The organism is Lichenihabitans psoromatis (assembly GCF_004323635.1).
GTDB lineage: Bacteria > Pseudomonadota > Alphaproteobacteria > Rhizobiales > Beijerinckiaceae > Lichenihabitans > Lichenihabitans psoromatis.
Genome location: NZ_CP036515.1, coordinates 2047501 through 2060669 on the forward strand (window position 1 = coordinate 2047501; position 13169 = coordinate 2060669).

The 13169-nt window shown below is 61.0% G+C and carries 10 protein-coding genes, 1 tRNA gene and 1 pseudogene (1 of these 12 running past the window's edge); 2 read left to right on the forward strand and 10 right to left on the reverse strand.

Annotated elements, in window-relative coordinates; translation table 11 throughout:
• A tRNA-Met gene (locus EY713_RS09510) sits at positions 1-16 on the forward strand (it extends 61 nt beyond the left edge of the window).
• 200 nt (positions 17-216) lie between these two features.
• Here EY713_RS09510 and EY713_RS09515 read toward each other — a convergent pair.
• The 7 genes and pseudogenes from EY713_RS09515 to EY713_RS09545 form a co-directional block, all read right to left on the reverse strand.
• Positions 217-1431: pseudogene (locus EY713_RS09515) on the reverse strand (adenylate/guanylate cyclase domain-containing protein).
• Positions 1432-1505: 74 nt separating this feature from the next.
• Positions 1506-2981 carry a mannitol dehydrogenase family protein gene (locus tag EY713_RS09520; RefSeq protein WP_131114578.1) on the reverse strand — a complete coding sequence of 492 codons (1476 nt, stop codon included), beginning with the start codon at positions 2979-2981 and terminating at the stop codon, positions 1506-1508.
• A 159-nt stretch (positions 2982-3140) separates the two neighbouring features.
• Complete coding sequence (gene rpoN / locus EY713_RS09525) at positions 3141-4682, reverse strand: RNA polymerase factor sigma-54 (protein ID WP_131114579.1); 1542 nt, start codon at positions 4680-4682, stop codon at positions 3141-3143.
• Positions 4683-4905: 223 nt separating this feature from the next.
• On the reverse strand, positions 4906-5811 hold the full coding sequence (gene lptB, locus EY713_RS09530) for an LPS export ABC transporter ATP-binding protein (protein WP_245572957.1): 906 nt from the start codon (positions 5809-5811) through the stop codon (positions 4906-4908).
• Between the two features lie 46 nt (positions 5812-5857).
• Positions 5858-6607: an LptA/OstA family protein gene (locus EY713_RS09535; protein WP_131114580.1), complete on the reverse strand. Its 750-nt coding sequence runs from the start codon at positions 6605-6607 to the stop codon at positions 5858-5860.
• The gene (lptC, locus tag EY713_RS09540; RefSeq protein ID WP_131114581.1) at positions 6604-7305 is read right to left on the reverse strand and encodes an LPS export ABC transporter periplasmic protein LptC; all 702 of its coding nucleotides are present in this window, start codon (positions 7303-7305) and stop codon (positions 6604-6606) included. The genes EY713_RS09535 and lptC overlap by 4 nt, the downstream gene beginning before the upstream one ends.
• 159 nt (positions 7306-7464) lie before the next feature.
• Positions 7465-8079, reverse strand: a complete 615-nt coding sequence (locus EY713_RS09545) for a ribonuclease D (protein ID WP_131114582.1) — start codon at positions 8077-8079, stop codon at positions 7465-7467.
• Positions 8080-8421: 342 nt separating this feature from the next.
• Here EY713_RS09545 and EY713_RS09550 point away from each other — a divergent pair, with 342 nt between their 5' ends.
• Entirely contained in the window at positions 8422-9846 is a 1425-nt protein-coding gene (locus tag EY713_RS09550) for a GGDEF domain-containing protein (protein WP_131114583.1), read from the forward strand.
• A 9-nt stretch (positions 9847-9855) separates the two neighbouring features.
• On the opposite strand, the gene EY713_RS09555 is transcribed toward EY713_RS09550, so the two are convergent.
• The 3 genes from EY713_RS09555 to EY713_RS09565 form a co-directional block, all read right to left on the reverse strand.
• A complete protein-coding gene (locus EY713_RS09555; RefSeq protein WP_131114584.1) occupies positions 9856-10314 on the reverse strand; it encodes a GatB/YqeY domain-containing protein in 459 nt (152 codons plus the stop codon).
• Positions 10315-10435: 121 nt separating this feature from the next.
• Complete coding sequence (locus EY713_RS09560) at positions 10436-11893, reverse strand: UdgX family uracil-DNA binding protein (protein WP_342635986.1); 1458 nt, start codon at positions 11891-11893, stop codon at positions 10436-10438.
• On the reverse strand, positions 11890-13128 hold the full coding sequence (locus tag EY713_RS09565; RefSeq protein ID WP_210215326.1) for a putative DNA modification/repair radical SAM protein: 1239 nt from the start codon (positions 13126-13128) through the stop codon (positions 11890-11892). The genes EY713_RS09560 and EY713_RS09565 overlap by 4 nt, the downstream gene beginning before the upstream one ends.
• Between the last annotated feature and the right edge of the window lie 41 nt (positions 13129-13169).

Consider the following 13169-nt stretch of genomic DNA (forward strand, 5'->3'; position numbering starts at 1 on the left):
CCTGTCCCCGCAACCAAATCACACCACAACCCACAACCACAAAGCCCGCCCGCCCAAACAGCGCGGCGGGCTTTCGTCGTCTCAGAAGCAGCACAACCCAGCCAAACAAGCCAAACCGCAAGTGGAGGGGAGGGCAGGGCAGGGGAGCAAGGACATGCAGGATGAGCAGGGGAGAGGGGAGGGGAGGGACACACCTGCCACCTCGATGTCCCGCCTTCACGTCAAACGGTCTTCCAGCGTAAACAGATGACGGGCGCGTCGAACACCGCGTAACGCATAACGCCCGACGGATACGCAACGCTCCCGCTGCGACGGCGCGACGGAGGCGACGAAATCCTCCGATAGAACCACGCTCCGATCAACCGATCGACACATGGCCGCGATGCGGCTCACCTCGTTGACGGCCGGTCCGATCACGGTGAAGTCGAGCCGCTCGGCACTTCCGATATTTCCATAGAACACGTCGCCAATATGCAGGCCGAGATAGGCATTGGTGACGGGACGCCGTTCTGCGGCGCGTCGTTCGTTTAGCTTGGCAAGACGATAGCGTAGCTTGGCTTCGGCTTTCAGCGCAGACGCGCAGGCGTCTTCCGGGCGATCGGCCTTGAAAATCGCCAGAACGCCATCGCCGATCAGCTTTAGGACGTCGCCGCCCGCATCGTGGATCGAGGAAATCACGGCATCCGCATAATCGTTCAGCATCGGCAGAATTTCTTCCGGCGCGACCGATTCCGAAATCGCCGTATAGCCGCGAAGATCCGAAAACCAGAGGACCGCATTGATCCGGTCGGTCGTCCCCCGCCTGATCTTGCCTTGCAGCACCATTTGACCCGCGTCACGCCCGAGATAGACCCCGACGAGGGTCTCGGCGATCCGCGCCAGAGAGGTACACTTCACCGCCAGCGCCAAGGTCGGAACGAGGTGCCTCAGAGCCTCCAGCTTGCTGTCGTCGAATCCGGCGGCCTCGCGGGTGCACCAATAGGAATAGACGCAATCCATCTCACCGATGACGCCGCGGCTGGCAAACCGATGCACAGTTGCGACGAAATCCGTATGGCCTTCGGTCCGCATCGTCTCGAGCGCCGGAAAGGGGAGCGGGTCGTTGCCGGTCAGGCGAATTCGGTATTCCGACTGATCGGTCTGCAGCATCGTATAGAATATGCTCTGTTGCTAGGTGACTGCCGCATCGCCGTCGGAGCTGAACCCATATTCGACTACGGCTTCTTCAACGATACCATCATTGCGCCAACGAAACGCCCGGCCCTCGTAAACCGGATGCAATGTGTCGATGATCAGCAGCGATCGCGACAAGGAGAGACCCGTGCAATGCGGACTGTCGCAGAAACCGTGCAGAAGTTCTTGTTCGGTCGCGCCCGCCAGCCCTTGTTCGGTCAGCCAGGACGAGAGGGCGCGGCGTTGTGCATCGTCCATGCGGTTCGATCCGATCATATCGGCGGTGCTGCTCTTTGCAGATGCAGCTCCGCTCCTGGTTGTAGAGACAGCCGTCAAGCGAGGAGGTGGTCGAGGGCTCGGGATGCCCCTTCGGCGTCGATCATCGCGACGGCGGCCGAATAGAGTCGCACGAATTCAGGATGATCGGCGAGGCCGAGCTTTTCGAACGGGCTCGTCCGCAGCAAAGCGAGCGGGTCGTGGCTCTTCAGCAAAGCGTGATCCGCCGGAGTGAGACGGGGTTCGTTGACCAAGAAGCTGTCGCCCTTGTCGTCGCGCCCGCGGAGATATCGCTCGAAACACGCCAAGAAATAAGCCTCGCGCCGCAGATCCCCGTCGCGGCTCAACAACATTTCGATTGTCTTGGAATGAAAGACTGGGATCTTAGCGGCGCCATCATGCGCGATGCGAAGCAATTGATCGTTCACGGCCGGGTTAGCGAAACGCTCCAATACGGCGCTCTTATAGGCCTCGAGCGACACGCCCTGCGGCCCTTCCAGATTCGGGATCACGTCGCGGTCGAGGAAGGTTTCGAGCAGGCGGCGCAGACGGTCGTCGCCCATCGCGTTGTGGACGATGCGATAGCCGCAAAGCAGACCCGGATACGACAAAAGCATATGGCATGCGTTCAGCATACGCCCCTTCATGAATTCGAAGGCCACGACGTCGTCGCGGATTTCCACGCCGACGGTGTCGAGGGGAGGCCGTCCGGCCGCAAAGCGATCCTCGATCACCCATTGCATGAAGCTTTCCGACATCGCCGGCACCGCATCCTCGATGCCGCTCCGGCGGTTGAGCTCATCTCGCATCGCGGCCGGCACCTGGGGAGCGATGCGATCCACCATGCTGTTGGGGAACGTCACGGTCGTGTCGATCCAAGCCGCGAGCTCGTGATCGAGAGCCTTGGCAAAAGAGACGACAGCCAGCCGCGCCGTATCGCCATTGTGCCTGAGATTGTCGCAGGACATGACCGTGAACGGACCCGTGCCGGATGCCCGACGGCGCCGCAGGGCTTCGACGATGAAGCCAAACGCTGTCGACGGCGCTCTGCCCGCAAGATCCTGCGCGACTGCCGGGGACGTCAGGTCGAACGCGCCCGTCGTTTCATCGATATTATAGCCCCCTTCCGTGATGGTCAGCGAGATGATCCGGGTCTGCGGTGAGACCATGATGGCCAACACGGCCTCGGCATCCGCCGGCGCATGGCGGTAGTCCACCATCGCTCCAATGACATGCGTTACCGCCGATCCGTCCGGCGCAAATTCAGTGACCGTGAACAAACGATCCTGCGCCAGATAGGCCTCAGCCTTGGCGCGATTGGCCTCACTATCAATCAATTCAACGCCGCAGATGCCCCAGCCGCGTGCCTGCGGGTCGCGGAGACAACGGTCGATATAGACGGCCTGGTGCACGCGGTGAAAGTTGCCGACGCCGAAATGGACGATCCCAACGTCCACCAATGCCCGGTCGTAAGGCGGCAGCTCGATGCTTTCGCCGAGCCGATCCAGCGTCGTTTGCGACAGCCTGTTCAAGGCGTTTCTCCATCTATCGGGCGATCCACAGTCTGGGCTCGACGGCCATCAGTGGATCCTTTGTTTGGGACGAGCCGCACGGCTCACGGGTTATACCGTGCCCGTCATGGCTCCATTAGGCCAGGGGTCGCGATTGCTCAACAGGGTCGACGATCCACGTCAGCAGGCGACGGCTCGCACCTGTTTGTCTCGCCGCCGTTCGACCGAGGAGGGAATACGCAGGCTCTCTCGATATTTGGCGACGGTGCGACGGGCGATGACGATGCCGATGGTCTTTAACCGCACCACGATGGCGTCGTCGGACAGGACGTTATCGGCCCGTTCGGCGTCGATCATCTGCTTGATGCGAAAGCGTACCGCTTCGGCCGAATGTGCGTCGCCACCGGCAGTCGCCGCGATCGAGGCCGTGAAGAAATATTTCAACTCAAAGAGGCCGCGCGGGCTGGCCATATATTTGTTGGAGGTCACGCGCGACACGGTCGACTCGTGCATGCCGATCGCATCGGCAATCGTTTTCAGGTTGAGCGGCCGAAGATGTTCGACGCCATGCGCAAAAAACGCGTCCTGCTGGCGGACGATCTCGCTCGAGACCTTCAGGATGGTTCTGGCACGCTGCTCGAGGCTCTTCGTCAACCAGTTTGCGGTTTGCAGACACTCGGTCACGAACGAGCGATCCCCGTCGCTCGGGCCGCCACGGGTCACCCGGGTGTGATAACTCTGGTTGACCAGGACCCTCGGCAACACGTCGGTGTTGAGTTCGACATTCCAACTGCCATTCGCGGCCGGCCAAACATAGACGTCTGGAATCACGGTCTGGACCGGCGCCCCTCCAAAAGCCCGGCCTGGCTTTGGATCGAGGCTCCGAATTTCGGCGATCATCTCGTGCAGATCGTCGTCGTCGACCCCACAGAGCCGGCGGAGGCTGGAATAGTCGCGCTTGGCCACGAGCGCCAAATTTGCCAGAAGGGCTGCGATCGCCGGATCGAAACGATTATTCTCCCGCAATTGGAGCTCGAGGCATTCGGCCAAGGAACGTGCTCCGATCCCGGTCGGCTCGAAGGTATGAACGATCCGGAGCACAGCTTCCACGCGCTTCGGACTTGCGCCGAGACGATCCGCGACGCTCGCGATATCCTCCGTCAGATAGCCGGCCTCATCGATGAGGTCGATCAGACTGTGGCCGATCATCAGATCGGTCGGATCGTGAACCGCCAAGGCTAATTGTTCGCTCAGCCGGTCGTGCAGCGTCATGGCGGCGGCCACATAGGTGTCGAAACTCGACAATTCGCCATCGCCGGTTCCGGGGCTGCCCGTCCAGGATGTGGCCGATAAGCCGTGAAGGTCGGCCGATGTCGCAAAATCGTCCGGTTTCACACTGCGGTCCACGTCGAACGTGTTGTCGAGCTCCGTTCCGAGTGCCGCCTCCAGCGAGCGATGGTCGGTTTCGAGATCGGTCGAGTCCCAATTTCGATCACTCATATCCTCGGCATCGCGCGAATCGAGACGATCGTTGGTCGCGGGCTCGATCAGGTCGGGACGATCTTCGGCGCGCTCGAGGAGCGGGTTGCGTTCCAGTTCCTCTTCGACGAAAGACGCAAGTTCGAGATTGGAGAGTTGAAGGAGCTTGATGGCCTGCAGAAGTTGCGGCGTCATCACCAGGGACTGGCCCTGCCGCATCACGAGTTTGGCCGACAGTGCCATCTCACCTACTCAACGCAAACGACTAACGATCACGGCTCTCTCAACCGATCGCTCAAGTTGTAGCACAAAAAATCGGCAGCGCATGCGCGGAATGATTTTTGCTTAGGGTGGGATATGGGTCTCGACAGCTCAATCGGGAAGCCCGTATATTCGATGATCTCCGGATCAGAAACGCCGAACATCATCCTGAGACGGGGGGGAGACGCTGGGCCGTCGGCAACGACTAAAGCCGGAAATCCTCACCGAGATAAAACCGCCTGACATCCGGATCGTTGACGATGTCGTCGGGACTTCCTTCCGTCAAAACGCGGCCGGAATGGATGATATAGGCGCGGTCGATCAGTCCCAGTGTCTCACGCACATTGTGATCGGTGATCAGCACGCCGATGCCGCGCCCCTTCAAATGGATCACGAGATCCTGAATGTCGCCGATCGCGATCGGGTCGATGCCCGCAAAGGGTTCGTCGAGCAGCATGAAGGACGGGTGTCCCGCCAGTGCACGCGCGATCTCGCAGCGGCGACGTTCCCCGCCCGACAAAGCCACCGACGGTGACTTGCGAAGCCGCCCGATGTTGAACTCATCCAGCAACGAGTCGAGTTCGGCCTCCCGCTCGTCCCGGTCGCGAACCGTGAGTTCGAGAACCGCTCGGATGTTGTCTTCGACGCTCAACCCCCGAAAGATCGACGCTTCCTGCGGCAGGTAGCCGATCCCGAGACGGGCTCGGCGATACATCGGCAAGCCGGTCACGTCATGACCGTCGAGTTCGATCATGCCCTTATCAGGTCCGACGAGGCCGGTGATCATGTAGAAAACGGTCGTCTTGCCGGCGCCGTTGGGGCCGAGCAACCCCACGGCTTCGCCTCGCCGCACCGTGAGGCTGACGTCTTGGACGACCTGCCGCCCGCCATAGGCTTTGCCGATGTTGTAGACGCCGAGCTGTGATTGCGGATCGGCCGCGGGGTGCGGCGCCGCAGCCGCATCAGCGAGAGCGGATCCGACCGGATGATCCGCATAGAGCGATGGCTCGGCCCAGGTCGCGACCGGCGCCGAGCGTCGGCCCGGCAACAACCCCATCAGCTGCCGCATCATGCCACGCCCCGTTGGTTTCGACGCCACGTCGCGGCTCATGGTGATCGACGGTCTGGCGATCGACGATCCGCCAAGCGACGGCTCATCACTTATCGGCCTTGGCGGGTGCCGTCTTCGGGGTCACGTGTTTCGGTTTCTTCGCGTCTCCCGGCGCGCCCGAACCAGGCGTGAACACGCTTTTGACGCGACCGAGCGTCTGGCCGGACGAGACTTGCGCCTGACCGGAGGTCATGTCGTAGACCAGCTTGTCGCCCTTGATCACGTTCGTGGCCTGGCTGAGCGTGACATTGCCCACCAGAGTGATTTTGTTTTCAGCTTTGTCATAGACGCCGTTATCACCGGTGCCGACCTGATCCTTCGAGATGATCGTGACCGGGCCCTTGGCCTCCATGCGGCGGACTGAATTGCTCGACGCCAAGGGTGATGCCGCGGTCGCGGCATCTTGAGGCACGGGCGTCGCCGGAGCTACTGCTGGCTTTTCCTCAGCCGAACCGGCCGCGGCGGTCGATTTGGCCGAGCGGTTGAGGAAGATCGTCAACACGGAAGCCCGAAGGGTCGAATCGCCTTGTTTGGCCACGACTTCGCCGGTGTAGACGAGCTTCTGCTCCTTATCGAAATAATCGAGCTTCCCGGCATCGACACTGACCGGATCCTTGGAATTGGCACCGGGCAGCAGCGATCCCGAGGATGAGGTCGCCTTCTTGGCCGGCGCCGCAATCGTGGTCGGGACCTGCGCCAGGGCACTACCCGACGAGACCTCGAACGAGATCGCAATGAGAGTTGGGATCGCCGCAAGGGCGAGGAGACGCGCAAACACGCGATGCAGGGGCGTCATGGCATTTGGGCGGGCTTGACGTCAGGTGTCTTGTCCGACCCCGGCAAAAACATCGTGTGCACGTGGCCTTCGAACGTCACTTGCTTGCCCCCGTCGACCATCTGCATGCTGTCGGCATCGATCGTATTGCCACGCATAGCAACCGTCACGGGGTTCTTGGTCACCACCGAACCCGTCTTGAATTCGATATGCGCATCGCGGGCCTTCATCTCCAAGCCGGCATCGTTGGTGATATGCACGTCGCTGGTCAGCGACATCGTGTCCAAGGTGCTGTCGTAGATGCCGGTCAGCGCCGTCACATGGGTCAGCGTCTTGTCCTGCATGGTCAGGTGCGCATCCATGTCGCGCAATTCGAAAATGTTGGGGACCTTGATGTCCTGAACGGCTGACGACGCCGAGATCACGTAAGGACGCCCATCGTTATGATAGCCCGCCAGCTTCGGCCGGGACATGGTCACCTTGGTGCCGTCGAGCGACGTTTTCTCGACCGACAGGCCGGGCAGGATCTTATGGAACGGATCGAAAATCGCGAAGACGATCACCAGGAGCGTGACCACAAGGGCGCCGCCGAACAGCACCGAGCGCATCAGCTTCACATGCCGGCTATGACGACGCGCCGCGCGAAACGCGCGCGTCTTGTCGGAGGCCGCGGGCATCGAAAAGGGGAAAGCCAGGGGCGGGCTGACGCTATCGGTCATTGACTATCTGTCATCGAGCACAGAGCGAGAGGCTCGATGCAAAGGCCATTAACAAAGGTCGCCGGCTCTGGACGTCGGCTCGAGCGTGGGTGATCACCCCACGCCGTGGCCAAGTTATGGCGCAGTGCACCAATCATGTCGATGCGGCGTCGCGAGCCCTCACGCATGGGCAAACATATCGGTTTCGGGCCAGCCGAGAAGATCGAGACGCGCGCGGGTCGGAAGAAACGAAAAACACGCCTGCGCCAGATCGGCCCTGTTCTCACGGGCCAGCAACAGGTCGAGCCGCTCACGCAGTTGATGGAGATACAAGACGTCGGAGGCCGCATAAGCGACCTGCGCCTCGGAGAGCGACGAGGCGCCCCAATCGGAAGATTGCTGTTGCTTGGACAGGTCGATGCCGAGCAATTCACGACAGAGATCCTTCAGGCCATGGCGATCCGTGTAGGTCCGCACCAGCTTCGAGGCGATCTTGGTACAATAGAGGTTTTGCGTCATCGTGCCGAATGCGTGGAACAAGACCGCAACGTCGAACCGACCATAGTGAAACAGCTTCACGACTGCGCGGTCATCCAGCAGCCGCTGCAGGTTTGGTGCACTTGTTTGGCCGATCCCGATCTGCACCACGTCGGCGTCGCCGTCGCCCCGCGACAGCTGCACCACGCAGAGGCGATCCCGATGCGGATTCAGCCCCAGCGTCTCGGTATCGATCGCAACGCTCGATCCCGCAGCCCAGTCGGAGGGGAGGTCGCCGATATGCAGGCGTATCGTCATGGATGTGTCCCGGGGCCGACGAGGTCGGCACAAGCCGCTTTCGGTTCTGGCCAGTCGATCTCGCTGCGATCCCCCGCCGACCGATCCGGCCAGGGCCGCACATGCTCTAGACGACTTTCGCCCACATCGAAAGCCTGAACTCCAATCCGCTGGTGCAACGGATCATTCGGTTCGACGGCGTGTCCTCGCCGCCGCTCGAACGCTGCCGAAATCATGGATCATTCATCAACAAACACTTAGGATGATGGCGTGCTCAGACGCAGCCCACATCGAGCGATCATGTTTAAAAGCGACCAACAGCCAAACGTCTCCCGCAGCGCCACAGAACATCTTGAGGCAGATATGTTTGATCTCGCTCCGGTGTCGCTCTGGCTTGAAGATTATGGCGCGCTCCGGTTGTTGTTCGAGCGATGGCGTGGCCTCGGCATCACGGATCTTCGCCGGCATCTGACGGAGGACCGCACTCGCATCGAAGAATGTTCGGCCGTTCTCCGCGTCATCAAAGTCAACCAGCGAACCTTATCGCTGTTCGATGCCCGCGATCTTGCTCACCTCGTCGACAATCTCAGCCTTGTGTTTCGCGACGACATGCTCGGCTCGCATCTCGAGGAACTCGTCAGGCTGTGGGACGGCAATACCGACTTCTTCAGCAACACGGTGAATTACACGTTGGCGGGACGCCGCCTCGATATTCAACTGAGTGGCTCGATCCTGCCGGGATATGAGGCGAACTGGTCCCGCGTTCTGATCGCGATCGAGGACGTAACCGACCGCGAGGTCGCTCGCGCGAAGCTCGCGGTCAGCGAGGCATATGCGCGTGGCTTATTCGAGCATTCTCCCGTGTCGCTTTGGGCGGAGGACTTTCGAGGCGTCAAGCGCCTTCTCGACGAGGCCCGGCGACAAGGCATCCAAGACTTCCCTGTCTTTACCGACGTTCACCCCGTCTTCGTGCAGCAATGCCTGAGCGAGGTCCACGTGCTCGACGTCAATCGGCAGACGCTCGACCTCTTCGCGGCACCCGACAAGGCCACGTTGTTGCGCCGTCTCGGCGATGTGTTTCGCGCCAACATGCTCACTCACTTCCGCGAGCAACTGATCGACCTTTGGAACGGCAAGTTGTTTCAGCAGCGCGAGGTGGTGAACTACACGCTCGACGGCGGGGAACTTCACCTCTTGATGCAATTCTCGGTTCTGCCCGGACATGAATCGGATTGGGGTTTGGTTCAGGTCGCTTTGACCGACATCACGGCGCGCAAGAGGGCTGAAGCCTATCTCGAGTTCCTCGGCAAGCACGACGTGCTGACCAAACTCTACAACCGCTCCTTCTACAATGATGAGATCAACCGGATCGAACGCAAGAACATTTACCCGGTTACCGTCATGATCGCCGATTTGAACGGTCTCAAAGCCGCCAACGACAGCCTTGGCCATGCGGCGGGAGACAGTCTGCTCAGCCGTATGGGTGAGGTGCTGCAAAAGGCGGTCGATCGGCAGAGCTATGCTGCCCGCATCGGCGGAGACGAGTTCGCGATTCTGATGCCGGGGGCTGACGAGCGCGATGGTGCCGCCATGATCGACACCATCGATCGGATGATCGAAATCAACAACCAGTTCCACTCCGAATCGATTCTCAGTTTCTCGATGGGTGTGGCGACCAGCCGTCCGGGAGAGCGGCTCGAAGCGCTGCTCAAACGGGCTGACGAAGAGATGTATAAGGCGAAACGAGCGTTCCAGGCCCTTCAAGCGAGTGACGAAGCCGCTTTGTAGCGTCGTCGATCAAGCCTGACGGTCGTTCAACATCGACTTGACCAAAGCGCTGGCTTTGCCGAAGTCGATCTGTCCGGCGTATTTTGCCTTCATGGCCGCAATGACCTTGCCCATGTCCTTCGGTCCGGCCGCGCCGGATTCCTCGATCGCCTCGGCGATGGCGGTGCGGACCTCGGCCTCCTCCATCTCCTTCGGCAAGAATTCTCCGATGATGGCGAGTTCTTCGCGCTCTTGGCTGGCAAGATCGTCGCGGCCAGCTTGGTCGTAGATCGCGATCGAATCCTGCCGCTGCTTGACCATCTTCCGGAGAACGGCCGAAATATCCTCCTCGCCAACCGTCTTGCCGGAGGGGCGTAGCTCGATGTCCTTGTCCTTGAGCGCCGATTGAATGAGCCGAATGGTGCCGACGCGGCGCTTGTCTCCCGCCTTCATGGCGACCTTCAGCATGGTGGAGAGTTGGTCGCGCATGGCTCGTCGTCTCTGATCTAATCTGTGAAAAAGGGGCCGTGGCGTGTGCCGGTCATCGGCCAAGCGGCGTGTCTACTCCAAGCCATGCCGCTTCTCAATCCGGCGCCGGTTGGCCCGACGACTAGCCTGCGGCGGCATCGCGCGCTAGGCGAAGATCGGCAACGAAGCGATCATATTCGACCCGTTGCTGGTCCTCGTCAGGCAGTCGCAACAGAAAGGACGGGTGCACCGTGACCAGCACGGGGCCAATGAGCGGCGAGTCGATCACTTGCCCTCGCAGGCTGAGGATCGAGGCGCTCTTGCCGGTCAGGCTCCGCACGGCTGTCGCGCCGAGCGCCACCGTCAGTTTCGGTTTGAGGGCGCCGAGTTCCTGTTCGATCCACCAGCGGCACGCATCGATTTCGGCGATCCCCGGCTTCTTGTGGATGCGGCGCTTGCCCCGCGGCTCGAATTTGAAATGTTTGACCGCATTGGTGACATAGGCGCGTCGTCGATCGATTCCGGCCTCGGCGAGCGCCCGGTCAAACAGCGCGCCTGCCGGCCCAATGAACGGCTTGCCGGCCAGGTCCTCCCGATCCCCTGGCTGTTCGCCGACGAAGACGAGATCGGCGCTAGCGAGGCCTTCCCCGAACACCGTTTGGGTGGCGTCCCGATAGAGTGGACAGCGTTGACAGCTTCTGGCCTCGTCGCGCAACGCCTCGAGCGTCCCTGCCTCATGACTTGGCCGTGGCTCGGCCTTCGCCACTCTCTGCTGCGCGATGATCTCGGCTCGCTTGGGCGGTGTGACTTGCGGGTTATCCACCATGGCGTTCTCCTTGCCCTGGGCTGACCGGATCAGGGGCGTGATCAGGCTGCTTTCCGGCAGGTTCTTCCAATATTTCACCGGCATTTCGCGCTTCATGGCCCCGATCTTCAATCGGGCTGGATTGAAGATGTTGGCGTAATAAGTCCGCCAGAGATCGTCGCCTGCCTCATCGTCCGGCACATCGGCCTTGCTGCCGCCCGGCTCGAACGTGAGCGCAAGCCCGTCCCAGCGCGCGCTCAACTGGGGCGTGATGATCGACCAGCGCATGTTGGCGAATCGGTCGACGAAGAAGGGGACCGTGAGGGCGACGATGTGATGTTCGGGCTCGAACCAAGCCACGTAAGCTGGTCCATCCGCCGCATCCACTTTCTTGAAGCGCACAAAGGCCGTCATCTTATGGCGATCGCGGCGCACCGCCTTGGCCATTCCTTCCAGCCGAAAGACATCGTCGTCCGTCGCGATGTCGATCAGCCGGGGCTCGGATTGGAACCGTAACAACAGTCGATACAGCAGGGTGAAGCGCTCGGGATCGCGGTGGCAAACCGCCAATTCGGCGAGCTCCAAAAACCGACGCGGCACGCTCAGCGGCTTGTGGCCGGGCCTCGGCTCGGGCAGTTCATTGTTTTGGGTGGCCTCCACGAAGAGATCACCATCCTGTTCGCCGGTTCGCCATAGAATTTCGCTCGGGGGAATATCCGCCTCGGCCAATCGCCGGGCTGCGACACGCCACCCGTCGAGATCGACGTGACTGTCGAGATCGATCCGATAGATCAAAACAGGCTCAATTGTCGGGGCGGCGGTTTGAGCGCGGCCGTCAGATGAGGGCTGTCCAAGATCGCGCCCGGGTTCCAATCGCTGGCCTCGATGAATTTCGAAAGCGTCTTGGCTGATCCGGCAAGGCGGGCCACGCCCGACAGGTCGAGCCGCCCCCATCGTCGGATCCGCAAGATCTTGTTGACGCTCTTGACCCCAAGGCCCGGAATCCGCAGCAGATCTTCGCGGGGCGCCCGATTGACGTCGATTGGAAACCTCTGCCGATGCTTCAAGGCCCAGGCAAGCTTCGGGTCGATGTCGAGATCGAGCATGCCGTCGTCGGTTGCGGCCAGAATGTCGTCGATCGAAAAGTCATAGAAGCGATAGAGCCAGTCGGCTTGATAAAGCCGATGTTCGCGCATCAACGGCGGCTTCTGCGCCGGCAGCAACTGGCTTGATCCGGGGATCGGGCTGAAGGCCGAGTAATACACCCGTTTCAATTTATAGCTGCTGTAGAGCGACACGCTCGATCGGACGATATCGCTATCGGTTTCTCCGTCGGCCCCGACGATCATTTGTGTGCTCTGCCCGGCCGGCGCGAAACTCGGCGCGTGGCGCGACCGACGCTTTTCGTCGGTCGCTTCTTCAAGGCGCAGCCGAAGACCGCCCATGGCACGGCGGATCGAGCCTGCATTCTTCTCCGGCGCCAGCTTGACGAGGCTCGCCTCGCGCGGCACCTCGACATTGATTGAGAGCCGATCGGCGTAGAGGCCCGCCTTTTCGATCAGCAGCGGATCGGCGTCCGGGATCGTCTTAAGGTGGATATAGCCCCTGAACCGATGGGTCTCGCGGAGCGTCTGCGCCACCCGCACGATCTGCTCCATCGTGTAATTCGGTGACTGGATGATGCCGGACGACAGAAACAGCCCTTCGATCAGATTGCGCTTGTAGAAGTCGAGCGTGATGTCGACGACTTCTTCGGGGGTGAACCGCGCCCGCTGCACGTTGCTCGACAGACGATTGACGCAATAGAGACAATCATACACGCAGTGGTTGGTCAGCAGCAGCTTCAGCAGAGAGATGCAGCGCCCATCGGGTGCATAGGAATGGCAGATTCCCGAGCCCGTGATGGACCCGATTCCTTTGTTGCGCGTGGTGGATTTGCGCGACTCGGATCCGCTCGAGGCGCAGGACGCATCGTATTTCGCCGCATCGGCCAAGACCGCCAGCTTTTCCGTGAGATCCAAACGACCCATGACCCACCCTGTTCCTGCTCTGTTCTAGAGCGGGGGTGCAG